The 22,956-nt window shown below is 68.2% G+C and carries 18 protein-coding genes; 3 read left to right on the top strand and 15 right to left on the bottom strand.

Going from position 1 to position 22,956, the window contains the following annotated elements; genetic code table 11:
• Positions 1 to 4: 4 nt before the first annotated feature.
• Both ruvX and ACFFJK_RS21015 read right to left on the bottom strand, forming a co-directional pair.
• Positions 5 to 388, bottom strand: a complete 384-nt coding sequence (ruvX, locus tag ACFFJK_RS21020) for a Holliday junction resolvase RuvX (protein ID WP_379681624.1) — start codon at positions 386 to 388, stop codon at positions 5 to 7.
• A 140-nt stretch (positions 389 to 528) separates the two neighbouring features.
• The gene (locus ACFFJK_RS21015; protein ID WP_379681623.1) at positions 529 to 1,152 is read right to left on the bottom strand and encodes a YqgE/AlgH family protein; all 624 of its coding nucleotides are present in this window, start codon (positions 1,150 to 1,152) and stop codon (positions 529 to 531) included.
• A gap of 290 nt (positions 1,153 to 1,442) precedes the next feature.
• On the opposite strand from ACFFJK_RS21015, the gene ACFFJK_RS21010 reads away from it, so the two are divergent.
• Positions 1,443 to 2,894, top strand: a complete 1,452-nt coding sequence (locus ACFFJK_RS21010; RefSeq protein WP_379681701.1) for a cryptochrome/photolyase family protein — start codon at positions 1,443 to 1,445, stop codon at positions 2,892 to 2,894.
• Between the two features lie 107 nt (positions 2,895 to 3,001).
• On the opposite strand, the gene ACFFJK_RS21005 is transcribed toward ACFFJK_RS21010, so the two are convergent.
• From ACFFJK_RS21005 to ACFFJK_RS20980, 6 genes are all read right to left on the bottom strand, one after another.
• Positions 3,002 to 8,257, bottom strand: a complete 5,256-nt coding sequence (locus tag ACFFJK_RS21005) for a hybrid sensor histidine kinase/response regulator (protein ID WP_379681622.1) — start codon at positions 8,255 to 8,257, stop codon at positions 3,002 to 3,004.
• Positions 8,258 to 8,264: 7 nt separating this feature from the next.
• A complete protein-coding gene (locus ACFFJK_RS21000; RefSeq protein ID WP_379681621.1) occupies positions 8,265 to 10,574 on the bottom strand; it encodes a methyl-accepting chemotaxis protein in 2,310 nt (769 codons plus the stop codon).
• 12 nt (positions 10,575 to 10,586) lie between these two features.
• A complete protein-coding gene (locus tag ACFFJK_RS20995) occupies positions 10,587 to 11,174 on the bottom strand; it encodes a chemotaxis protein CheW (RefSeq protein ID WP_379681620.1) in 588 nt (195 codons plus the stop codon).
• Positions 11,171 to 11,563: a response regulator gene (locus tag ACFFJK_RS20990; RefSeq protein ID WP_379681619.1), complete on the bottom strand. Its 393-nt coding sequence runs from the start codon at positions 11,561 to 11,563 to the stop codon at positions 11,171 to 11,173. Before ACFFJK_RS20990 ends, ACFFJK_RS20995 begins: the two co-directional genes overlap by 4 nt.
• A 30-nt stretch (positions 11,564 to 11,593) precedes the next feature.
• A complete protein-coding gene (locus ACFFJK_RS20985; protein WP_379681618.1) occupies positions 11,594 to 11,989 on the bottom strand; it encodes a response regulator in 396 nt (131 codons plus the stop codon).
• 130 nt (positions 11,990 to 12,119) lie between these two features.
• Positions 12,120 to 12,272, bottom strand: a complete 153-nt coding sequence (locus tag ACFFJK_RS20980; RefSeq protein WP_029755924.1) for a rubredoxin — start codon at positions 12,270 to 12,272, stop codon at positions 12,120 to 12,122.
• Positions 12,273 to 12,364: 92 nt separating this feature from the next.
• Here ACFFJK_RS20980 and thiD point away from each other — a divergent pair, with 92 nt between their 5' ends.
• A complete protein-coding gene (thiD, locus tag ACFFJK_RS20975; protein ID WP_379681617.1) occupies positions 12,365 to 13,189 on the top strand; it encodes a bifunctional hydroxymethylpyrimidine kinase/phosphomethylpyrimidine kinase in 825 nt (274 codons plus the stop codon).
• A 12-nt stretch (positions 13,190 to 13,201) separates the two neighbouring features.
• Complete coding sequence (gene hemL / locus ACFFJK_RS20970) at positions 13,202 to 14,500, top strand: glutamate-1-semialdehyde 2,1-aminomutase (RefSeq protein WP_379681616.1); 1,299 nt, start codon at positions 13,202 to 13,204, stop codon at positions 14,498 to 14,500.
• An 82-nt stretch (positions 14,501 to 14,582) separates the two neighbouring features.
• Here the strand turns inward: hemL and corA are convergent, their stop codons facing one another.
• The 7 genes from corA to ACFFJK_RS20935 form a co-directional block, all read right to left on the bottom strand.
• Positions 14,583 to 15,548 carry a magnesium/cobalt transporter CorA gene (gene corA / locus ACFFJK_RS20965; RefSeq protein ID WP_379681615.1) on the bottom strand — a complete coding sequence of 322 codons (966 nt, stop codon included), beginning with the start codon at positions 15,546 to 15,548 and terminating at the stop codon, positions 14,583 to 14,585.
• Positions 15,549 to 15,724: 176 nt separating this feature from the next.
• On the bottom strand, positions 15,725 to 17,500 hold the full coding sequence (locus tag ACFFJK_RS20960; protein WP_379681614.1) for a DUF4214 domain-containing protein: 1,776 nt from the start codon (positions 17,498 to 17,500) through the stop codon (positions 15,725 to 15,727).
• Positions 17,501 to 17,594: 94 nt separating this feature from the next.
• Positions 17,595 to 18,344: a monofunctional biosynthetic peptidoglycan transglycosylase gene (gene mtgA, locus ACFFJK_RS20955; RefSeq protein WP_379681613.1), complete on the bottom strand. Its 750-nt coding sequence runs from the start codon at positions 18,342 to 18,344 to the stop codon at positions 17,595 to 17,597.
• 17 nt (positions 18,345 to 18,361) lie between these two features.
• On the bottom strand, positions 18,362 to 19,183 hold the full coding sequence (aroE, locus tag ACFFJK_RS20950) for a shikimate dehydrogenase (protein ID WP_379681612.1): 822 nt from the start codon (positions 19,181 to 19,183) through the stop codon (positions 18,362 to 18,364).
• The gene (locus tag ACFFJK_RS20945) at positions 19,180 to 20,034 is read right to left on the bottom strand and encodes a TonB family protein (protein WP_379681700.1); all 855 of its coding nucleotides are present in this window, start codon (positions 20,032 to 20,034) and stop codon (positions 19,180 to 19,182) included. Before ACFFJK_RS20945 ends, aroE begins: the two co-directional genes overlap by 4 nt.
• Positions 20,035 to 20,305: 271 nt before the next feature.
• A complete protein-coding gene (locus ACFFJK_RS20940; RefSeq protein ID WP_379681611.1) occupies positions 20,306 to 22,369 on the bottom strand; it encodes a ribonuclease catalytic domain-containing protein in 2,064 nt (687 codons plus the stop codon).
• A 1-nt stretch (position 22,370) separates the two neighbouring features.
• Positions 22,371 to 22,952 carry a chorismate--pyruvate lyase family protein gene (locus ACFFJK_RS20935; RefSeq protein WP_379681610.1) on the bottom strand — a complete coding sequence of 194 codons (582 nt, stop codon included), beginning with the start codon at positions 22,950 to 22,952 and terminating at the stop codon, positions 22,371 to 22,373.
• Positions 22,953 to 22,956: the final 4 nt, after the last annotated feature.

Genomic DNA, 22,956 nt, shown 5'->3' with positions numbered 1-22,956 from the left:
AGAGTCAATGAGCATCAAAGTATTGTTGCAAAATGATGGCGGCCGCCTTGGCGTCGATGATCTCGCCGCGCTTTTGCGGGATGACGGCGGAGGAATAGCGCTCGTCGACGAGTTCGACGGGCAGGTTGAAGCGGCCGTGGAGCTGGTTGGCGAAACGCCGGCTGCGCAGCGTCATGTCGTGCTCGGCGCCGTCGGGATGGCGCGGCTCGCCCACGACGAGGCGCGCCGGCTTCCATTGCGTGATCAGGTCGCCAATGACCTGGAAACGGGTGGCGTTGTCGACGGCCCGGATGACCGTCAACGGCTGCGCCTGCCCCGTCAGGGTGTTGCCCATGGCAATACCGATGCGCTTGACCCCGAAGTCAAATCCAAAAACAATATCAACCATCGTTAAAGCATCTCGAAGAACCGTAGCGAGCGGAAGCAGTCATGGTCGAGAAGCGCAGCCGTACAGACGTACGGCCGGTCCGCCGTAGCGGAGCATCGCAGGCCGCGAATGCGACGCGCAGTAGGTTATTCGAGATGCCACTACGCATGGCCGGCTTCTGTGGCAAGCATGAGCGGATCAATTCCCAGCAGTTTGATGGCGGCGGTATAGCGTTCCTCGATCGGCAGGTCGAACAGCACGCGCGGGTCGGCGCCCACCGTGAGCCAGCCGTTGCGCGAGATTTCTTCCTCGAGCTGGCCCGGGCTCCAGCCGGCGTAGCCGATCGACACCAGCATGCGGGCCGGGCCGGAACCGCTGGCGACGGCCTCGAGCACGTCGATCGAGGTGGTGAAGGCGACGTCGTCGGTGACCGTGAGCGAGGACGAGAAGCGTCCGCCAGGCGAATGCAGCACGAAGCCGCGGTCGTCCTGGACCGGGCCGCCGAACATGATCGGTTCGTCGACCACGGAAGCGCGCAGGCCTTCGGCGAGCTTGAGGTCGATGCGGTCGAACAGGACTTCCATCGTCATGTCGGTCGGCTTGTTGATGACCACGCCGAGCACGCCCTTTTCGTTGTGCTCGCAGACGTAGACCACGGTGCCGCCGAAGATCGGGTCCTGGATCGACGGCATCGCGATCAGGAAATGGTTGGCGAGGTTCAGTCCCGAAGGAGCGGGCCCGGCCTTCGCGAGCGTGTCGTCGTGCTCCGGCGGCATGCCGGGCATCGGTAGAGTTTTGCCAACTTTACTTTTTTTCATACGCTTGCTCTCACATGGGCTCACTCTGATGGGGGACGCCGTAAGCGACCGTGAAGTGTCCACTAAACAACTTTACGCTTTTCGATAGTTTACACTGAATTGGCTCCGGGGCCATGGAACGCCGTGACGCGCCCCGGTTCAGCATCCTCGCACGGGCCGTCCCGTCCCGCGAATGTCCCGCCTCAGGATGAACGGCTGCTGCTTAGGAAGAATCCTACCCAGTACAATCGGCCGCCGTCTTGACCCTGCACACGATGATGAATATGAGCAACTCTTTGGTCTGGTTCCGTCGTGACCTGCGCGCATTCGACCATGCGGCGCTGCACCAGGCATTGACTTCGTCCAATCGCGTCTACTGCGTCTTCGTGTATGACTGCGACATCCTCGCTGCGCTGCCGCGCGACGACCGGCGTGTACGCTTCATCCACGCCAGCCTGGCCAGTCTCGATGCCGAACTGCGCCGGCTCGGCGGCTACCTGATCGTGCGGCAAGGCCGCCCTCTTGAAGTGATCCCCGCGCTGGCCGCCGAACTCGGCGTGGACGCGGTGTGTGTATGTGCCGATTATGAACCCGACGCGGTCAAACGTGACGCACGGGTGAACGAACGGCTCGAAGCGGACGGACGGAAACTACTGAGCCTGAAGGACCACGTCGTTTTCGAGCAGGACGAGGTGCTGACGCTGGCCGGGGGGCCGTTCTCGGTGTTCACGCCGTACAAGAACGCCTGGCTCAAGCGCCTGGCCGCGAAGCCGGAAACGCTGGCCACCTGGCCGGTCGACCAGTACGCGCAGGCCTTTGCGCCGCCACCCGGGCCGCCTGCCCTGCCCCCGCTCGATGAGCTCGGCTTCGAGCCGGGCGAACCGCCGCTGCCGGCCGGGATGGAAGGCGCCGAAGCGCTGTTCGAACGCTTCGTCGCGCGCGTGGCGGACTATGGCCGGGCGCGTGACTTTCCGTCCGGGGACGGCACTTCGCGCCTGTCGGTGCACCTGCGCTTCGGGACCACCTCGATCCGCCACCTGGTGCGCACGGCGCAGCAGATGGCGCTCAGCGGCGCCGGCGGCAGCGGCGCCTCGGTGTGGCTGTCGGAACTCATCTGGCGCGATTTCTATTCGATGATCCTGGCGCGCAATCCGCAGGTGACGACGCAATCGTTCAAGCCGGCCTTCGACGCGCTGGCGTGGGACAGCGGCGCGCAAGCCGAGGAACGGTTCGCGGCCTGGTGCGCAGGACGGACCGGCTATCCGCTGGTCGACGCGGCGATGGCGCAGTTGAACCGGACGGGCTTCATGCACAACCGGCTGCGCATGATCACGGCGAGCTTTCTCACCAAGGACCTCGGCATCGACTGGCGCCGCGGCGAGCGCTATTTCGCGCTGAAGCTGAACGACTACGACCTGGCGTCGAACAACGGCGGCTGGCAGTGGGCGGCCTCCACCGGCTGCGATGCCCAGCCGTGGTTCCGGATTTTCAACCCGGTGTCGCAGTCGCAGCGCTTCGATGCGCAAGGGCAGTTCATTCGCGCATGGGTGCCGGCCCTGGCAGGACTCGGTGCGAAGGAGATTCATGCGCCGTGGCTGGTCCCGAGGGACGAGCTGGCGCGCAAGGGCGTCGTGCTGGGGCGGGATTATCCGTTGCCGGTGGTGGACCACGATGAGGCGCGCAAGCGCACGCTGGAGCGGTTCGCTGCGCTCAAGAAGGGGGACGGCTAACCCAATGAACTTGAGCCCCCGCCTGCGCGGGGACGACGTCGGTGTAGTGGTCGGCTGAGCAAGGATGGCGGTTGCAAAGGTGCGAATCCAATCCCGCACCGCAGCCATCAGCCCTTGTCGAGCAAACTCCCGATCGCCGCCAGCAACACCTCTTCCTGGTACGGCTTGCCGAAGTAAGCGTTGACTCCCAGCCCCAGCGCCACATTGCGGTGCTTGTCCGCCGTGCGCGACGTGATCATGATGATCGGGATCGACTCCGTCGCCTCGTCGCTGCGGATCTGGCGCGTCAGGTCGAAGCCGTCCATGCGCGGCATCTCGATATCGACCAGCATCAGGTCCGGCCGCATATGCCCGGCCTGCCCGGCCTGCCCGATCTGCTCCAGCGCGTCGACCCCATCCTTGGCCAGCATCACCGCGTAGCCTTCGCGCTCCAGCAGGCGCTGGGTGACGCGGCGCACGGTGATCGAATCGTCCACCACCATGATGGTCGGCGCGCGCGCGGCCGGCGCGCGCTCGGCTGCGCCGTCCGGAACGCGCGCGGCAGGCTGCTGCGCCAGCGCCACCGGGTCGAGGATCAGCACGATCTCGCCGGTGCCCAGCACCGTTGCCCCGGCAATGCCCGGCACGCGCGCCAGCTGCGGCCCGATGGGCTTGACCACCACCTCGCGGTTGCCCAGCACGTCGTCCACACACAGCGCGATGCGGCCGCCGGCGCCCTGCACCACCAGCACCGGATGCAGGCGCTGCGCGGCGGCAGCGCCCTGGCCCGCCGCGGCGTGCTCGCCCAGCAAGGCCGCGAGCGCGTGCAGCGGGTGCGGCTGGCCGCCCACCGGGATCGAACCGAGCGCCTGCGCCGCGTCCAGGTCGGTATCGCGCACCTGCATCACCTGCTCGACCAGCGTCGACGGCAGCGCCCAGGTGCGTCCGGCGCCCGACACCAGCACCACCTGCGCCACGGCCAGGCTCAAGGGCAGGTGGATCGCGATCCGCGTACCCTGGCCCGGCTCGGTGCTCACCGCCACGCGCCCGCCGAGCGCCCGGGCCTCGGAGCGGACCACGTCCATGCCCACCCCGCGCCCGGCCAGCTCGGTCAGCGCGTCGGCCGTCGAGAAGCCCGGCTCGAAGATCAGCTCGGCCGCCTCCTGGTCGGACACGATCTCATCCGTCCCGACCAGGCCCATGGCACGCGCCTTGGCGCGGATGCGCCCGAGGTCGAGCCCGGCGCCGTCGTCGCCGATCACGATCGCCACCTCGTTGCCGTGCTGGCTCACCTGCACCAGGATCTCGCCGGTCTCCGGCTTGCCGGCCGCGGTACGCTGCGCGCGCGGCTCGATGCCGTGCACGATCGCATTGCGCAGCAGGTGCTCGAACGGCGCGGCCATCTGCTCCAGCACGCTGCGGTCGATCTCGACCGCGCCGCCGCGGATGTCGAGGTTGACGCGCTTGTCGGTCTCCTTGGCCGTCCGGCGCGCCACGCGGAACAGGCGTTCGGACAGGTTCGCAAAGGGCACCATGCGCACCCGCATCAGGTCGCGCTGCAGGTCGCGCGTCATGCGCGACTGGGCGGCCAGGTCTTCGGCCGCGCTGTCCACCGTACGCGACAGTCCTTCGTGGAAGGCCTCCACGTCGTTCACGCTCTCGGCCATCATGCGCGTCAGTTCCTGCAGGCGCGTGAAGCGGTCGAATTCGAGCGGGTCGAACTCGCGCTCGCCCGCGATCGACAAGCGCGAGGCGATCTGCGACTCGGCCTGCATCTCGATCTCGCGCATCTGGCGGCGCAGGCGGTCGAGGTTTTCGGAGAAATCGGACAGCGCGCTCTTGAGCGAACCCACCTGGTTTTCCAGGCGCGAACGCGTGATCGACACCTCCCCGGCCTGGTTGACGACCCGGTCGAGCAGGTCGGCGCGCACGCGCACCAGCGGCGCCCGCGCGCCCGGCTGTTCGGCCGGCGCCGCGGCAGCAGCAGAGGCGCCAGCGGCTGCGTCCGGCGCCGGCGCGGATGGCTGCTGGAGCTGTTCGAACAGCAGCAAGGCCTGGTCATGGTTGGCCAGCAGTTCGTCGAAGGCTGCCGCGCCGGGCGCAACAGCGTTCGTCCCGGCATGCACCATGTTCTCGATCTGGGTTTCCATCTCGTGCACGTGCTGGCCGAGGCGCATCGCGCCGGCCATGCGGGCGCTGCCTTTCACCGTGTGCAGCGCGCGCTGCAGGCCCTGCGCGATCGCATGGTCGCCGGGGTTCTGCTGCCACTGGCGCAGGCCGTTGCCGATCTGCGGGAACAGGTCGGCGCCCTCCTCGAGGAACACGGGCAACAGGTCCGGGTCGAGTTCGTCGCCGAACACGGCGCCGGCGGCCAGCACGCTGTCGGCCGGCGCCGGCGTGGCCGGTACGCTGTCGGGAGCAGGCACGGGGACCGGTTCGGAGGCCGTTTCCGGAACAGGCCCGGGCGCCTGCACGGCATCGAGCAGCACCGCTTCATCCGGCGTGACCGGGACGAAGGCCGGTTCCTGTTCCGCAGGCGCCGCCTGGACCAGTTCCGGCGCGGCGAAGGGATCGTCGAGGAAGGCGTCGAACAGGTCGTCGATCTCGCTGGCGGCGCTTTTCTGCCCGGCGGCTTCCGGCACGGCCGGCGCCTCCCCGGCTCCGGCGGTGTCCCCGACGTACTCGAACGGCGGCGCCACCAGCAACTCCCGGTAGGCAGCGGCGAACAGTGCATCGAGCTCCTGCGCCAGCACCGGGTCGACTTCCCCGTACAGGTTCGCCGCCTGCTGGCTCGCCAGGCGTTCGAGCAGCGCGCCGAGCTGGGCGACGAGGTCCGGCTGGGCCGGGGCGAGTTCGCCGAGGGCGAACACCTGCAACATCGTGCGCACGCGCGACAGGGCCGCGTCCAGCAGGCCGCGTGCGCTGTCGTCCAGTTCCGGCCCGGGTGCGGCGAGCTTTTCCAGCACCAGTTCCAGTGCATGGGCGACATCGTGCAGCGCGGTGTAGCCGACCGTGGACGAGGTGCCGGCCAGGGTATGCGCGGCCTTCAGCGATTCCGGGGCGGCGCGGCGTTCCGGTTCGGCGCGCCACGCGTCGACATCCTGCGCCAGCTGCTGCACCAGCGTCTCGGCCTCGTCGAGGTAGATGGTGTACAGGCCGAGCGGAATCTCCAGGTCGCCGATGCGTTTGGTGTCCGGCGCCGGCGCAGCGGCTGCCTCGCCGGTCACGGCGTCGCCGCCTTCCTGCACGCGCGCCGCGGCCGCCACCAGGGCCTCGCCGGTGCGTGCCGAGGTGCCGCCGGCCGCCAGCTCGGCCACCCAGTCCGACAGTTCCGCATGCGCCTGCGCGAGCAGCGCCAGCAGCGCGGGCGTGGCGCTGCGCCCCTCGGCCAGCCACAGGTTCATGGTCTTTTCGATGGCGGCGGCCGCCTCCGCGAAGCGCTCCAGGCTCACCATGCGGCTGCTGCCCTTGAGGGTGTGGAAGGAGCGGCGCAGCAGGGTCAGGGCCTCCTGGTCAGCCGGCCGGCCGTGCGCCTGCGGCAGGGTCCCGGCCACGACGTCCAGCACTTCGCGGGCTTCGAGGATGAAGATCCCGAGCAGCTCGGACTCGAGCGTCGTTTCCTGTGCCGGCGCCGCGGGCTGCTCCTGCGCCGGTTCGGGTACGGGCTCGGGCGCCGGCGCGGCCTCGACGAACTCGAACGGCAGCTCGCGCAGCAGGCGCTTGTCCCGGTCGAAGGTGAAGCGGCCCTGCGCCGCCGCGCTGTCCTGCGCCAGCAGGTCGGTGAAGAAACCGAGCGCGCCGATGTTCTGGGCGATGTTGTGCAGCGCGGCCGACTGGGCCGCGAGGTCGCCGTCGCCCGTTTCCAGTGCGCGCACTTCGGCCGCGACATGGCGCGCCGCCAGCACGGCCTGCTCCTGGTCGAGGATGGCCAGCGCGCCCTGCAGCTGGTGCAGGACCGGTGCGGCCTGCGCCAGCGCCTCGCGCTTGCCCGGATCGTCGTAATACTCGTCCAGCAGCTTCTCGACCTGGCGCAATCCGGTCTTGATCTCGCCCGCCAGCACGGCCACGGTCTGGCCCTGCTGGATCTGGCGCGCCAGCTCGCCCTGCCAGTGCGGCGCGTCGGGCGGGGTCTCGCCGGCCGCCAGCGCCAGCAGGCGCGCGCCGACGGCTTCGGCGTTCTCGGCGAAGTCGTCCGGCAGCTGGCGCAGCTGGTCCAGGCCGTTCTCGACGAACAGCATGGCGGTCGCCATCTCCAGCTTGACCTCGTCGCTGCGGCCGGCCTGCATGGCGTCCGTCGCGGCGCGGCCCAGTTCGCGCATCAGCTGGGCCAGCGCGGGCGCGCCCAGCTTTTCGCTGGCGCCGGCCAGGCGCGACAGCGCGTCGCTGAAATCGTCCCTGACCCCGGCGTCGCCTCCGGTGGCGATGCGGTCCCAGTCCTGCTTGGTGCGGGCCAGCGCCTCGCGCGCTTCCTGCAGCGTGGCCTGGTCGATGTGTCCGTAGCGGCGCGCCGCGTAGTCGTGCGGCACCAGGCCGTCCAGGCCGCAGGCCTGGCGCAGGGTTTGCGCATCCGGCCCAGGCTGGGCTGCGGCCGCCACGAAGAACAGCGCATCGCGCAGCATCGCGTCCGGCGTGCCGCCCTGCCCCTGCGCCAGGCGGCGCAGCTGCAGGTTGACCTGGCCGAGCAGCTGCTTCACGTACAGGTCCGCGTCGACCTGGCCGTCGGCCACCACGCCGGCAAAGGCGTGCATGGCGCGCCAGAACAGGCGCGGGCGCGGCTCGAGCTGGCTGGCCGCGATCGGCGCCAGGGCGTCGCGCATGCCGGCGGCGTGCTCCGGGCCGCCGCTCTTCAGGTAAGGCAGCAACGACCGTTCGAAGCGCGCACGGCAGGCCGCGACGTCGGGGACTTCGGCGGTTCCCGGTCCCGGCAGCTCGACCGCCTTGCCGAGGTCGGCCGGCAGCAGGTCGGACGGATGGATGCGCTCCACGCCCAGCAGTTGCTGCAGGTCGCGGTAATAGGGGAACAGGCGCGCCGGCTGCTGCGAACTGCCCCTGAGCAGTTCGTCCAGGTATTCGACGATGGCCTGGTAGGCTTCCTGCACGGTCTTCACCGCCTCCGGCGTGCAAGGCAGCTGTCCATCCTTGAAGCGGTCGATCAGGGTTTCGGCTGCCGTGCCCAGCACCTCCACGCCTTCGACGTCCACCATCTGCAGGGCGCCATGCGCCTGGTGCAGGTGGGTCTTGGCGTGCAGCAGCAGCGTCGGCTGCGCTTCAGGACTGCGGCCGGCCGCGTCGCGCAGCGCGCTGCCCGAGCGTGCGAGCGCGTCGCGGATCTCGCCGATCACCCACGACAGCGGGCCGGTATCGAAGGAGGAAGAAGCGTTCATGGGGTCCTCAGGCGGCCACGCGGAAGCGCGACACGGAATCTTTCAGCTCCTGCGCCAGCAGCGCCAGCTCGCGGATCGACTGCGCCGTCTGGCGCGTGCCGCCCTGGGTGTGCTCGGTGACGGACAGGATGTGCTGCATGTTGTGGGCCACGCCGTTGGCCGAATGCGCCTGCTCCTCGGCCGCGGCCGAGATGCCCTGGATCAGCTCCGCCAGGCGGTTCGACACGCGCGAGATGTCGATGAGTGCCGCGCCGGCCGCGTCCGACAGGCGCGCGCCCTCGACCACGCCCTGGGTCGATTTTTCCATCGCCGCGACGGCGTCGTGGGTATCGGCCTGGATGGTGCGCACCAGCGCGCCGATCTGCTTGGCCGATTCGGCCGAGCGCTCCGCCAGCCGCTGCACTTCCTCGGCCACCACCGAGAAGCCGCGTCCCGCTTCGCCGGCCGAGGCCGCCTGGATCGCGGCGTTCAGCGCCAGCACGTTGGTCTGCTCGGTGATGTCGGAGATCAGGTCGGTGATCTCGCCGATCTCCTGCGAGGATTCGCCCAGGCGCTTGATGCGCTTCGAGGTTTCCTGGATCTGTTCGCGGATCTCGTTCATGCCGGCGATCGCGTTCTGCACCGCCAGCGCGCCCTGCTCGGCCGCGGCCACCGACTGGCGCGCCACGTCGGCCGACTCGGTGGCGGAACGCGACACGTCCGCGATCTGCGCCGCCATGTGCAGCACGGTGGACGAGGCTTCCTTGATCTGGCGCGACTGCTGCTCGGCCGCGCCCAGCAGCTCGGTCGACACCGCCTGGGCGCCGCCGGACGCGCGCGTCACCTGCTCGGTGGTCTTGATCACCCGCAGGACGAGTCCGCGCAGCTCCTCGACCGTGTAGTTGACCGAGTCGGCAATCGCCCCGGTGATATCTTCCGACACGGTGGCGTGCACGGTCAGGTCGCCGTCCGCCACTTCCTGCAGTTCGTTCATCAGGCGCAGGATCGCCGCCTGGTTCTGGTCGTTGGTGGCCTTGGCCTCTTCTTCCTTGGCCTGGGCCAGCTGGCGCATCGCCTCGGCTTCGCGGCGGCGCGCATCGGCGCCGCGGGTACGGTTGCGCGAATCCTGCAGCATGACGCGGCTGATGCTGCCGCCCACTGCCAGCGTGAAGATCGAGGCGCCGACAAGCAGCCAGAACCAGGCGCCGTTGCGGCCCAGGTTGGCGCGGTATTCGAGCTGCACGCGCGCCAGCGTCGCGCGCAAGCCCTCGTTGTCGCGCGCGATGACCTGCTCGGCGGCGTGGGCGGCGGCGAAATGGTGGAGGTTGCTCGAGAAGGCGGCCACGCCTTCCTGCCAGGCCTGGTAGGCGGTGCGGGCAGCGGCCAGCCGGTCGCGCAGGCCGGCGTCCGGCAACGGCGCCAGGCCGAGGGTGGCGCTGCCTTCGACCAGGCCGTCCAGCAGGGCGCCCAGTTCGGCGCTGTCGCGCACGATGGTCCTGGCGGCGTCGCGGTGCGCGGCGCCAGGGGCCGTGGCGGCATGGCTCGACACCGACAGGCGTTCGGTGAGCGCAACCAGGCGCTCGAGAGCGGCCACCTCGCGCGCACCGCCGCGCTGCGTCCTGGCCGCGAGCAGCTTGCCGGCGACGTCCTGGAGCTCGGGCACGAGCACCTCGAGCCTGGTCACGCTGGCGCCGAACCCGGCCAGGTGGCGTTTGTTTCCGACGATGGTGGTGGCCGCGGCGTTCGAAGCCGACCAGGCCGAACGCGCTTTCGCCAGCAGGGCACTGATCTCGCCCGAAGCGGCCGGCAGCGCCAGGCCGCCCGCCTGGCCGCCGCGCGCCAGCAGCGCCAGTTCGCGCCCGAGTTCGGCGCGGCTTTCGTCGAGTTCCTTGAACGCCGTGGCGTCGCCGCGCAGGGCGTTCGGCGCGGCCTTCGCGACGCGCTGCGAATGCATCAGCGCATCGCTGGCGACCTGGCTCTGGGTCGAGGCGACGTTGGTGCGCGCGGCGCTTTGCCACATCGCCAGCACGGTGAGCAGGATGCCGATCGCGAAGGCTACCAGCAGCAGGCGCAGCTGGCGCGACAGCGACAGGTGGCCGATCAGCGGCAGGCGCAGCTCGTCGCCCTCTTCCGGCGGCGCCGCCAGCGGCTTGCGCGGGCGGGTATTGCCGAGCCGGCGTGCGGCGGCCTCGGCCGAGCCATGGGGCGCCCCGTCGTTCGACGGCTGCTGCGGCAGCATGCCCGGACCGAACTGGGTGTCGGGCGAGGCCAGCGCGGTGTCGACGTCCGCGCTGTCCTTCGAGAATACGTTCATGGCGAGTTTCGAGGCGATACCCATTCCGGCTCCAGCTTATCCGTGGTTTGCGTGTGATGCTGCGTGCGTCGCTGCTTGTACGTGTGCGTGCCCCTGTGCGCCGGCCGGCAGTCCGACGTGCAGGAAGCGCTCTTCCCGCACCAGCGCCGCCAGCGAGAGCGGCGTCCAGGAATTGCCCTCGGCATCGACCAGGGCCTCGCCCTCGCGCTGCATGGCGCTGGCCTGGCGCAGCCCATACACGCGCTCGGCCAGCAGGGCGCAATTGAAGCCGAGCGAGGGCGAAAAGGTGACGAGGCGCGCGCTGGCGCCAGGCGCGGGCGGGCCGTCCCGGCCGAGGTAGCGCGCCAGGTCGATCACGCCCACCAGGGTGCCGCGCACATTGGCCAGGCCCAGGTACCAGGGCACGGTCAGCGGCACGCGCGCCAGCGGCACCGGCGCGACGATCTCGCCGGCCTCGACCAGGTCGAGCAGGTAGCGGGTGCCGCCCACCTGCAGCCCCAGCTGCTGGATCGGCGCGCCGCTGCCGTTCCTGGCGGCCTGCATGCGCTCGAGGAGCTGTTCCTGGTATTCGCGCAGGCGGGTGCGGCGCGTGGCGGGGTCGAGCCGTGCCGGGCCCGCGGTCATGCTGCGGCGGCCTGCACAGCCTTGTCGTCGATCGACGCGATGCTGGCCAGCAGCAGCGCCGGGTCGACCGGCTTGACCAGGTATTCCCTGGCGCCCTGGCGCATGCCCCAGATGCGGTCGGTTTCCTGGCTCTTGCTGCTGCAGATGATGATGGGGATCGCCGCCAGTTCCGGGTCGCGCGCGATCGAGCGCGTCACCTGGAAGCCGTTCGCGCCCGGCATGACCACGTCCATCAGGATCAGGTGCGGGCGTTCGGCGCGGATCTTGTCGATCGCCTCCTCGCCGTTGACGGCGACGGTGACGGCATAGCCGTGCCGCACCAGGATGTCGGTGAGGTAGAAGCGCTCGGTCGGGGAGTCGTCGACGATCAGGACTTTTTGTATGGCCACGTTGGGCTCCGGAGTCGGTGAGGTAGCGGGTCAGGATCTGGCGGCGGTGTGCTCGCGCACGGCCGCCAGCAGGCTGTCCTTGGAAAAGGGTTTGGTCAGGTAGGCCGAGGCGCCGACCATCGCGCCGCGCGCGCGGTCGAACAGGCCATCCTTGGACGAGAGCATCAGGACGGGCGTCGCGTGGAAGCGCGCGCTCTTCTTGATCAATGCACAAGTCTGGTAGCCGTCCAGGCGCGGCATCAGGATGTCGCAGAACACCAGCGCGGGATGGTGGTCGTTGATCTTGGCGAGCGCGTCGAAACCATCGTCGGCCAGCACCACCTGGTAACCCGCCTGGGTCAGGAAGATTTCGGCTGAACGGCGGATCGTGCTGCTGTCGTCGATCACCATGATGGTCAGGCCGGCGGTTTGCGGCGATGTCGTCATTTTCGTTTCACTTCAGCATTGAAGCGCCACGATAGCACAGGGTTTCCCCCTTGTGCGCGGAGTGTTGCAGTGCGTCAACTATGTGACATCAAGCCGCGTCACTTTTTTGACCCGACGAATGCGCCCGATCTCAGATCGCGGTCATCTCGAAATCGTCCTTGCGGGCGCCGCACTCGGGGCAGGTCCAGTTCATCGGGACATCGGCCCAGCGGGTGCCTGGCGCGATGCCATCGTCCGGCGCGCCGGCAGCCTCGTCATAAACCCAGCCGCAGATCAGGCACATCCAGGTCTGGAAAGGGGCCGTCGAATCAGTACTCACAGTTTTGTTCCTTCAATCTAATATAATGGAGAATCAGGTATCTTAATCTAGGCGTCGTGCAAAACCAACCGTTACCCCTCATCCTGACCTTTGGCGTGTCCGACCCGGTCGGCGCGCTGGGCGTGCAGGCCGACCTCGCCGCGTTCGCCGCGCACGGATGCCACGGGCTGTCGGTCGTCGCCGGCCTGCTGGTCGCGGACAGCGCCAAGGTGGAGAACCTGCATGAAGTCGACAGCGACTGGATGGCCGACCAGGCGCGCGTCCTGCTCGAGGACATGCCGGTGGCCGCCTTCAAGGTCGGTGCCGTCGCCAACGTGCTGCAGCTGGCGGCGATCGCCGAAATCGTGTCCGACTACCCGGACGCGCCCCTGATCCTCGACCCCTTCCTCACCGCCCTGCCCGATTCCGGCCTGGCCGACGAAGAAATGCTGTCGGCGATCCGTTCGATCCTCGCGCCGCAGACCACGGTGCTGATGCTGTCGCAGTCGGAGCTGGGCCGCATGGCCGAGACCTGGCGCGAGGTCGGCGAACACGGCGAGGACCATGCCGACGGCGCGCTGCTCGAGGACGTTGCCGAACTGACCAATGCCGGCTGCCAGTACGTGCTCGTCACCGGCACCCGCGACGACAAGGGCGCCTGCTCGAACACGCTGTTCGGCGCCGACGGCATCATTGCCCGGGTCGAATGGCAGCACCTGCCGGGACCGTTCGTCGGCGCCGGCAATACCTATTCGGCCGCCTTCACCGCCCTGATGGCGCGCGGCATGGAGGCGCCGCAGGCCCTGTTCGCGGCCCAGGACTACACGACCGGCGCACTCGAACACGCCCAGCGCATCGGCATGGGCAAGTTCATTCCCAACAAATTCTACCGGGCCGGATAAGCCCGCACCACCATGAGCACTGACCAGACCACCTCGAAGAACGACCTCCTGTTTGCCCGCGCCCAGCAATCGACGCCGGGCGGCGTCAATTCGCCGGTGCGCGCCTTCCGCTCGGTGGGCGGCACGCCGCGCTTCATCACCCGCGCCGAAGGCCCCTACTTCTGGGACGCGGACGGCAAGCGCTACATCGACTACATCGGTTCCTGGGGCCCCGCCATCGTCGGCCACGCCCATCCGCAGGTCGTCAAGGCGGTGCAGGACGCGGCCGCCAACGGCCTCTCGTTCGGCGCGCCGACCCAGGGCGAGATCGAGATCGCCGAAGAGATCTGCCGCCTGGTGCCGTCGATCGAGCAGGTGCGCCTGGTCTCGTCGGGCACCGAAGCGACCATGAGCGCGCTGCGCCTGGCGCGCGGCGCCACCGGACGCGACAAGATCGTCAAGTTCGAGGGCTGCTACCACGGCCACGCCGATTCGCTGCTGGTCAAGGCCGGCTCCGGCCTGCTCACCTTCGGCAACCCGACATCAAGCGGCGTGCCGGAGGACTTCGTCAAGCACACCCTGGTCCTCGACTACAACAACATCCCGCAGCTGGAAGACGCCTTCGAATCGATGGGCGACACCATCGCCTGCGTGATCGTGGAGCCGGTGGCCGGCAACATGAACCTGATCCGCGCCACGCCGGAATTCCTGCAGCGCATGCGCGAACTCTGCACCGAGCACGGCGCCGTGCTGATCTTCGACGAGGTGATGTGCGGCTTCCGCGTGGGCCTGGGCGGCGCCCAGGAAATGTACGGCATCACGCCCGACCTCACCGCGCTGGGCAAGGTGATCGGCGGCGGCCTGCCGGTGGCGGCCTTCGGCGGCCGCGCCGAGCTGATGCAGAAGATGGCGCCGATCGGCCCGGTGTACCAGGCCGGCACGCTGTCGGGCAACCCGGTGGCGGTGGCGGCCGGCATGACGACCCTCAAGCTGGTGCAGGAGCCGGGCTTCTACGAGCGCCTCGGTGCAGCGGCGCAACGCCTGGTGCAGGGCTTGAGCGACGCTGCCCGGGAAGCGGACATCCCGTTCTGCGGCGACGCGGTGGGCGGCATGTTCGGTTTCTATTTTTCGAACAACGTGCCGTCGACCTACGGCCAGATGATGGCAGGCGACAAGGAGCGCTTCAACCGCTTCTTCCACGGCATGCTCGACGAGGGCGTGTACTTTGCGCCGGCGATGTTCGAGGCGGGCTTCGTCTCGGGCCAGCACACCGACGCGGTGATCGACGAGACCATCGAAGCGGCGCGCCGCGTGTTCAAGAGGATCGGTTAACCAGGCGCACAGCCGACCACCTACGAAAACGGCTGGTGAAATTAAATTTCACCAGCCGTTCTTATTTGAAATATTCTTTCAATCAGCGCAACCAGCCCCGGCGGTGGAAATACAGCAGCGGCGCCGCGATGGCCGCGACCATCAGCCCCAGGGCGAACGGGTAGCCGAAATCCCATTTCAGTTCGGGGAACACCTCGAAGTTCATGCCGTAGATGCTCGCGATTAAGGTCGGCGGCAGGAAAGCCACCGAGGCCACCGAGAAGATCTTGATGATCTTGTTCTGGTTGATGTTGATGAAACCGACGGTCGCATCCATCAGGAAGTTCACCTTGTCGAACAGGAACGAGGTGTGGCCGTCCAGCGATTCGATGTCGCGCAGGATCTGGCGCGCCTCCTCGAACTGGTCGGCATTGAGCAGCCGCCCCCGCATCAGGAAGCTGACCGCGCGGCGCGTGTCCATCATGTTGCGGCGGATGCGGCCGTTCAAGTCTTCCTCGTGTGCAATCGCATTCAGCGCGGCGGCCGCGTCCTGGTCGGTGAATTCTTTCTGCAGCACGCGCGTCGAGACTTCTTCCAGCGCCTCGTAGATGCCCTCGAGCGCGTCTGCCGAATACTCGGCGTCGGTCGCGTACAGGTCGAGCAGCACGTCCATGTAGTCTTCGATCGAGCCGGGACGCGAGCGCGCGCGCAGCCGCACCAGCCGGAACACCGGCAGGTCGCACACGTGCACCGAGAACAGGATCTTCCCCGACAGGATGAACGCGACCGTCACCACGCGCGACGGGCCGTCTTCCTCTTCGAGCAGGAAGTCGGTGCGCAGGTGCAGGTCGCCGTTCTCGGCTTCGTAATAACGGGCCGACGCTTCGATGTCCTGCACTTCGTCCTCGCCCGGCAGCGTCACGCCGTAGGCCGTCTTGACCAGGGTGCGTTCTTCGTCGGTGGGATCGGTCAGGTCGACCCAGACCGGCGTTACGTTCGCCAGGTCTTCGCGCAAGTCGACACTGACCTGGTTCAGTCGGCCATTTTGTAGGACAAATACGTTAATCATGCGCTTTTTCTCGGCCGGGATTCGAAACTGACGCAAGTGTACCCGACAGCCCCCCGGCGCTGCCACCCCGTAACGACAATTTCGTCACCGCGGCCATCGCCCCCAGGCAGGTCGCCCGGCACCGTTTCCAGCACAGGCCGGGCGCCCGGCGGCGCAGGCAGCAGATCAAGCGCTTCTCATGCCCAGGGCAGGAAATCGATGCCGTTCTGGATCACGCCAACCACCTGGGCCACGTTTTCCGGGCTTTCGCTGAAATACACCAGCACCTCGGCCCGGCTCAGGCCACGCCCGAGCGAGTCGATCCAGAACGCCAGTCCGGTCGGGTCGGGCTCCCGGTGCAGCACATTGTCGTACATGGCCGTGACGAAGTCCTGGGCGCCCGCACCGGAGGGAACCAGGTCGCCGAACTCCTCGCTGGCGACGAAAGCCTCGGCGACTTGCGCCAACGAGACACCTGCGTCCATGCGTGCGAGCCAGTAGCCGATGCCGACCAGGTCGGGTACGCGGTCGAAGGCGGCCTGGTAGAGGCGATAGAGCTGGCCTGCCGCACCATCGGTATCGAGCGCCAAGCCGCCATTGTCGAATTCGATGCGCTCGACGTTCATTAGCTGTGTGCCGGTCTTGTAGAGGGGAGTCAGCACGGCGCCGTTACCGGATTTCGCGATCTGGTAGTCGCTGCGCTGTCCATGCACGCGCAGGGTATCGAGGCCACCCCTGCCGTCCACGAGGTCGGGCAGGACGGCATAGTCGATGCGGTCGGCCGCGTCGGAACCGCGGTGGTAGTCGACCGACGGCTCCGCGCCCGTGTGCCGGTGCTCGATGCCGTTGATCGTGAACCCCATAAACCCGAACGACGTCGGCGCATTGTCTTCTTCCGGGCTCATGGTCACGGCAATGCCCGTCCCGGCGCCGGCCCCGGTGATGTTCTTGCCTGTGATCGTCACAATGTCGTTGTCCCGGACGACACTGATCTCGCCGGTGGCGCCGCCGGTCAGGGTAACGCCGGCGATCCGGTCGCTATTGCCGTTGTAACGAAGCGCCAGGCCGAAATTCGTCACCGCTGCCGAGCCCCAGCTCTCCGGGGTGACCGTCAGGACCGCGCCCTGCTCGACCATCGACAGCGACAAGGCCGCCGTCGGCAGGACCGGCGGTGGGGGTGCCGTGGTGCTGCCCGTGATCGTGATCGCGGTATTGATGCCCATGGCCTGCAACTGCGCGGGTGAATAGTTGTAGGCGTTGTTCAGGTAGTCGGTCACCAGCACGCCCGTGACCTTGTAGATGCCCGCGGGGGTCTTGGCCGACAGCGCCGGCATCGCCCTGAAGTAGGAATCGCTGTTGTCCTCGACCCGCCCCAATGGCGAAAGGTACAGCCCGTCGGAAGGCCCGCTGTCGAGGATCAGCGGCTTGTCGAACGCGACCCACACCGCGTACACGCCGGCCCCGCCGGTGTCGCGCGCAGTTCCCGTCGGGTAGATGAACTGGGAAAAACCGGTGCTCAGGTCGACGCTTGACGGCAGGTTCAGGCTGACCAGGGTGGGGGCCGTGGTGTCCTGGATGCCGCCTGTCACCGTGATCGAGGTGCGAATGCCGGCTGCCTGCAGCTGGGCGGTATCGTAGGCCGTGCGGTTGCCGGCCATGTCCGTGACCATGACCCGGGCAACGTCGTAGCTGCCGGGCTGGGTCAGATTGCTCACCTGCAAGGTGCCGGCGGCGAATGTAGGCGTGTCATCGTGAAAATTGTCGCTGCTCCAGCGGTCGAACCGAAGAAAATTGGTATTCCTGTTGAAGCCCCAGAAACGCTCTTCGAACTCCACCGTCACGATGTTGACGCCGCTGCCGCCGGGTTCGTCCTGCGCGCGCACGCTGACGGGAATGCTGACGGAGCCGGAGGAAAGGTCGATGGTGGCAGGCAGGGTCAACTCCAGCAATACCGGTGCGGTGGTGTCGCTCATGGCAGTCGTTCAACGGTTGAGGTGGCCCTGATTGTGGCACAGGCACCCGCGCGCATGGCTCACCAAATCCCACCGGGCCGCCAAGTGGAGCGGCTTACGGCAGCTCGGCAAAGCGCATCTGGCGCAGGATGGCGTTGGTGCGGCGCACGAGGTAGCTGGTCGACCGGTGCTTGTCGTAGTAGCGCGGATTCGGCAGCATCACCGCCAGGCGCGCTGCCTGCTGCGCATTCAGGTTCGCCGCCGGGATGCGGTAGTAGTGGCGCGCCGCCGCTTCGGCGCCGAACACGCCGCGGCCGAATTCGACCACGTTCAGGTACAGTTCGAGGATGCGCCGCTTGCTCATCACCGTCTCGAGCATGAAGGCGATGATCATTTCCTGGCCCTTGCGCAGGTAGCTGCGCGAGCCGGACAGGAACAGGTTCTTGGCCAGTTGCTGGGTGATGGTGGAGCCGCCGCCGACCACCTTGCTGCGGCGGTTGTTTTTCTCGTAGGCACGCTCGATCGCTGCCCAGTCGACGCCGTCGTGCTGGTTGAAGCGCGCGTCTTCCGATGCCACCACGGCGCGCTTCAGGTTGACCGAGATGCGCTCGTAGTCCACCCACTCGTGCTTGAGCTTCGCGTTCGGGTTCTTTTCCTGCAGCGCCGCCAGTTGCTGGCGCATGAAGCTGGTCGAGGACGGATTGAACACCGCGTACCAGCAGACCATGATGAAGAAGTACAGCTGCACCAGCAGCACCAGCAGGAGCGGGCCGAGGATGAGCCACTTGAGCCAGCGGCGCGCCGTGCCCGGCCCACGCTTGCCTGCCCCGGCCTTGCGCGGCCCGGCGGCTTTCGTCTTACCCATTCTTATCGTGCTTGTGCTCATGGCCGCATCGCGCGCAGCACCTGCGCCGTGTCGGGACGCACGCCGCGCCAGATGGCGAAGGCTTCGGCCGCCTGCTCCACCAGCATGCCCAGGCCGTCGCGCACGGCGGCGCCGTGGCGTGCCGCGAAATCCATGAACACGGTCGGTTGATTTCCGTACATCATGTCCAGCGCCAGCGCGCCAGGGCCGAAGATCCCCGGCGGGACCGGCGGCAGGTCGCCCGCCAGGCTGCTCGAGGTCGCATTGACGACGATATCGAAGCTGCCGTCGACGGTGTCGAAACCGGCGGCGCCGAGCCGGACGCCGTGGCGGCCGGCGACCTGGGCGAAATCGTGCACCAGCGCTTCGGCGGTGGGCACCGTGCGGTTGGCGATGACGATCTCGCGCGGCGCCTCCTGCACGAAGGGCAGCAGCGCACCGCGCGCCGCGCCGCCGGCGCCGAGCAGCAGCACGCGCCTGCCGCGGATCGGCACGCCCGCGTTACGAGTGATGTCGGCCATCAGGCCGGGGCCGTCGGTGTTGTCGCCGACGATCTCGCCGTGCGCGAACACCAGCGTGTTGACGGCGCCGGCCGCGCGCGCGCGTTCGTTCAGCCGCGTCGCCAGGCGCGCGGCTTCCAGCTTGAACGGCACGGTGACGTTGGCGCCGCGGTAGCCTTCGGCGACCAGGCGCTGCACCGTCTCCGCGAAACCGTCGAGCGGCGCCAGGCAGCGTTCGTAACGAATGTCCTGGCCGGTCTGCGCGGCATAGGCGGCGTGGATCTCGGGCGACTTGCTATGGGCGACCGGATGGCCGATGACGCAGTATTTGTCGGTCATCCCTGCCCTCCGCGCAGTTCGGTCTGCATTTTTTCCTCGCGGGTGAAACGGAAGCGCGTGATGACTTCCCACAGGTCGTCCTTGCCTTGCGTGCGCATGTTGGCCGGGAAGGCGCCGAAAGGCGCGGCGCGGCGCACGACCTGCAGCGCCGCCTGGTCGAGCGCGGGGTTGCCCGAGCTCTGTTCGACGCGCGGACCGCCGTCCTTCATGTAGAGGGTCCCGTCCTGGAACACGGGGATGTAGACCACCAGCTCGCCGTAGAGCTTCTTGCCGTTGTGCTGCGGGAAGTTGAGCGTGCCGACTTCCTCGATGCGTTTCTGCATCTCCTTGTAGTACAGCGCGTAGCCGACCTGGCGCGTGCTGGGCGTGATCTGGGTGCGTTTGGGGCGCTTGTTCTGGTCCTCGATGCGCTCGATGACTTCGGCCGCGGCGCGCGAGATGGCGCGGCTGGTGTCCAGGGCGTCGCTCCCGGTGCGGGTGGGGTCGGGCTTGTCCTGTTCCGTTTTCGGCGGCGCGGCGAAGGCGGACGTCTGCACGCGGGTCAGGACGTTCTGCTGTTGCTGTTCGAGGTCGGCGATGCGGCGCTGCAGGGCCTTGATGCTTTCGCCATCCTCGATCTTGCGCAGGTCGGGCAGCGGTGAGCGGGCGCGGCCGGCGTCGAGGGTGCCGCCGCCGTCGAGGTTCGCCTGGGCCAGCGCATCGGCCTTGTTTGGCGCGTTCGCATGCTTGGCATTGACCAGGATGACTTCCAGGCCGGGGTCGGCCGGCCGGTGCCGGAACGCCTCCGGCGCCGCAAAGCGCACCGCCAGCAGCGCCGCATGCGCCGCCACGGACACGCCGAGGGCAATCATCAAGGATTGGTTCTTTTGCAAATACTTCACGCGCTGCGCTCGCCCGGACGGGCTGTTGGATCAGGGACTAATCATTCTACCCTGCAACGAGGAGCGTGGGGGTGCTGGCGGTGCAGGCGCAACAGTCGGGCGCGACGACCTCGGCGTGGAAACTGGATCCCGGCCCGCGCCAGGATGACGTGCATGCAGTGCCGGCTACAAATCTTTTCATGCACCGGATACCTGAAAGCCGTCGTTCCCGCGCAGGCGGGAACCCAGTTCAGCGTTCAGCTCACGCCGTCCCCGCGTTCGCGGGAACCTGGACGCCTTCTTCGGTGGTGACCGCGGCAACGACACCCTCCGCCTCCACCACCTCGGCCAGCGTGGCCTCCCCGGTATCGCCTTCTTCCTCTTCCTCGAGTTCGAGCGCCGCGTCCGGCGCAGTCGCCGCCACCTCGAGCAGGCGCGCCTCCAGCGACAGGTCGACCTCGTCCCAGCGCACGATGTCGAGTTTCACCTGCGCGCCGCGCGCCACTTGCGGCATGCCGGCCAGGCGCACCACCAGCGGGATGTCCACCAGGCGCACGATTTCGTCCTTCAGCACCACGGCGTCGGCCTGCCTGACGTTTTCCTGGCCCAGCCAGCGCAGGCACCAGTAGCGTTCCATGTTCTGCTGGAAGTCGTTATAGGCCGAGTACGCGGCATCGAAGGCCGAGACGATCGAGAACAGCGTCGCGTCGCGGTGCTTGAACGGGGCCACCAGCGGCGCGGTCACGCCGTGCGAGGCAGCGGCCAGGATCTGCCACTGGTTCACCAGGTCGGTATAGCGGCGCAGCGGCGAGGTGCTCCACGCGTACTGGTCCACGCCCAGGCCCTGGTGCGGCGCCGCGTGCGTCACCATCCGCACCTGGATCTTGGCGTTCCAGCCGCCCGCCCCCGGGCCCTGCGAGCGATAGATGCCCGGCACGCCCGAGTCGTGCAGCAGCTTGCCCCAGGTGCTGTTCGCGAAGATCATCAGCTCGGCCACGATCTTGTCGAGCGGCGCGCCGCGCTTGCGGCGCACGATGGTCACCACGTCGTCCTCGACGTAGAAGTTGAAGTCCACGCGGTTGGCCTGTTCCGGTTTCAGGCCGAAGGCTTCGCGCTTTTTCATGCGGCCCGCTTCCAGCTGCAGCGCCCACTGCCACAGCAGGCCCAGCTCTTCCTTGTGCGGGTAGTCGGCCGTACCTTCGCCGGCGCCGCCCGCCAGCGCCTCTTCGGTCACGACGGCATCGAGGTCGTTGAGGCGCAGGTTGCTCTTGATCGGCACGCGTTCGGCACGGGTAGTGGTCGAGACCACGGTCCAGTCCTGGGGGTCGAGCACCGCGTACAGCGACAGCGCCGGGCAGTCATTGCCTTCGGCAAGCGTGAACGCATCCACGATCTCGTCCGGCAGCATGGTGATCTTGTCACCCGGCATATAAACGGTGGACATGCGGGCGCGCGCGATCTTGTCGATCGCATCGTCCGGGCGGATGCCCAGGCCCGGCGCCGCGATGTGGATACCCACGCGCACCTTGCCGTCATCCTGTTTCACCACCGAGAAGGCGTCGTCGATCTCGGTCGTGGTGACGTCGTCGATCGAGAAGGCGGCGACGTCGGCCAGCGGCAGGTCGCCAGGTGCCTTCGGCACCTCCACTTGCGGGAAGCCGGCGCCGCGCGGGAAGTGCTCGAACAGGAAGCGCGCCATGTGCAGCTCCTTCGGCGAGGACAGCCCGCCGGCAGTGAGCATCAGGCGCGGCGCCGTGGTCTGCAGCGCGTTGGCGGCCGCTTCCAGCGCCTTGTATTCGATGGTGTTCTTGTCGGGCTTGAACAGCAGCTGCTGCACGATCGGCTGCATCGAGCCCGGGAGCTTGCCGGCCTTGAGCTCCTCGACGTAGCCGGCCTGCACGATGGCCTGCTGCTTCTTCTTTTCGATGCCGGCCAGCGCCGCCTTCAGGGTCTGTTCCGGTGCCGCCTTGTAACGCCCGCGTCCCTTCTTGTGGAAGTAGATCGGCGCAGCGTGCAGCGCCAGCACCAGGCCGGCGGCCTCGAACGGCAGCGGCGCGTGGCCGAAGTATTCGGCCCCCAGCTCGGCGAAACCGAATTCTTCCTGGCCCGCGACTTCCCACAGGAAGTCGAGGTCGACTTCGGCGGCGATGTCTTTTGCGGCGGCCAGCAGCGCTTCCGGTTCCGGCTTCTCGAACTGGATCAGCACGTCTTTCGACTTGACCTTGGTGCGCTTGCCGCTGGCCAGCTCGACCTGGTAGGCCTCGCCGGCCTGCGACAGTACCGTGCCGACCTTGAAGTCGCCCGACTCTTCAAAAAATACGTTCATCTTATTTCGTGTTCTGTTGTGTTTGGCCTGGCGTCAGGGCTAGCACCGCAGGCAAGAATACCTCGGTGACCATGAGCAGGCCTTGACGGCGACGGTAGACGCAGCGCCGCGCATAATAAAGTGTTTCGTCTGCCCCGCCGAGGGACGCGCGCACGCGCTCCATCAGCGGATGGCCCGCGCGGATGCGCGCGTATTCCAGCTGGCCCCGGCGCACCAGCGGATCGTAGAAGAGCGTGGTGCCGAGCGAACGCTCGCCCAGCGCCGAAAACAGCGGCCAGTCGGCGGCCGTGCAGCTGGTGGGCACCACGGTGTGGCCGAACACCACCGGCTTGCCGTCGCACACCAGCAGCACCTCGCGTTCCCACACGCGCCCCGGACGCGCCAGCCCGATCGCGCGCGCCTCGTCCGCCAGGCAGGTGGCGGCGCGCTGGTGCAGCCGGCGCACGCGAAAGCTCCCGCTGCTGGCCGTCAGGCGCGCCGTCAGCGAGCCCTCGGTCGTGAGCCAGTCGCGCATCCGGGCGGGCGCACGCACGGCCCCGGCATGCGGCTGCCATGCCGCCTGTCGCAGCGATTGCCGGGTCACCACA

The organism is Massilia consociata (assembly GCF_042432755.1).
In the GTDB taxonomy this organism is placed as follows: Bacteria; Pseudomonadota; Gammaproteobacteria; order Burkholderiales; family Burkholderiaceae_D; genus Telluria; species Telluria consociata.
The sequence above is the reverse complement of the archived record's forward strand: the minus strand, read 5'-3'. Positions and strand labels throughout refer to the sequence as shown.

What these genes read in the sequence shown, in the direction of transcription:
- ACFFJK_RS20945 (WP_379681700.1), bottom strand. Translation starts at nt 20,034, where the DNA reads ATGATTGCCCTCGGCGTGTCCGTGGCGGCGCATGCGGCGCTGCTGGCG.
- ACFFJK_RS20980 (WP_029755924.1), bottom strand. Translation starts at nt 12,272, where the DNA reads ATGTGCCTGATCTGCGGCTGGGTTTATGACGAGGCTGCCGGCGCGCCG.
- mtgA (WP_379681613.1), bottom strand. Translation starts at nt 18,344, where the DNA reads ATGGGTAAGACGAAAGCCGCCGGGCCGCGCAAGGCCGGGGCAGGCAAG.
- ACFFJK_RS20960 (WP_379681614.1), bottom strand. Translation starts at nt 17,500, where the DNA reads ATGAGCGACACCACCGCACCGGTATTGCTGGAGTTGACCCTGCCTGCC.
- ACFFJK_RS21010 (WP_379681701.1), top strand. Translation starts at nt 1,443, where the DNA reads ATGAATATGAGCAACTCTTTGGTCTGGTTCCGTCGTGACCTGCGCGCA.
- corA (WP_379681615.1), bottom strand. Translation starts at nt 15,548, where the DNA reads ATGATTAACGTATTTGTCCTACAAAATGGCCGACTGAACCAGGTCAGT.
- hemL (WP_379681616.1), top strand. Translation starts at nt 13,202, where the DNA reads ATGAGCACTGACCAGACCACCTCGAAGAACGACCTCCTGTTTGCCCGC.
- ACFFJK_RS21015 (WP_379681623.1), bottom strand. Translation starts at nt 1,152, where the DNA reads ATGCCCGGCATGCCGCCGGAGCACGACGACACGCTCGCGAAGGCCGGG.
- ACFFJK_RS20940 (WP_379681611.1), bottom strand. Translation starts at nt 22,369, where the DNA reads ATGAACGTATTTTTTGAAGAGTCGGGCGACTTCAAGGTCGGCACGGTA.
- ACFFJK_RS20985 (WP_379681618.1), bottom strand. Translation starts at nt 11,989, where the DNA reads ATGACGACATCGCCGCAAACCGCCGGCCTGACCATCATGGTGATCGAC.
- aroE (WP_379681612.1), bottom strand. Translation starts at nt 19,183, where the DNA reads ATGACCGACAAATACTGCGTCATCGGCCATCCGGTCGCCCATAGCAAG.
- ACFFJK_RS20995 (WP_379681620.1), bottom strand. Translation starts at nt 11,174, where the DNA reads ATGACCGCGGGCCCGGCACGGCTCGACCCCGCCACGCGCCGCACCCGC.
- ACFFJK_RS21005 (WP_379681622.1), bottom strand. Translation starts at nt 8,257, where the DNA reads ATGAACGCTTCTTCCTCCTTCGATACCGGCCCGCTGTCGTGGGTGATC.
- ACFFJK_RS21000 (WP_379681621.1), bottom strand. Translation starts at nt 10,574, where the DNA reads ATGGGTATCGCCTCGAAACTCGCCATGAACGTATTCTCGAAGGACAGC.
- ruvX (WP_379681624.1), bottom strand. Translation starts at nt 388, where the DNA reads ATGGTTGATATTGTTTTTGGATTTGACTTCGGGGTCAAGCGCATCGGT.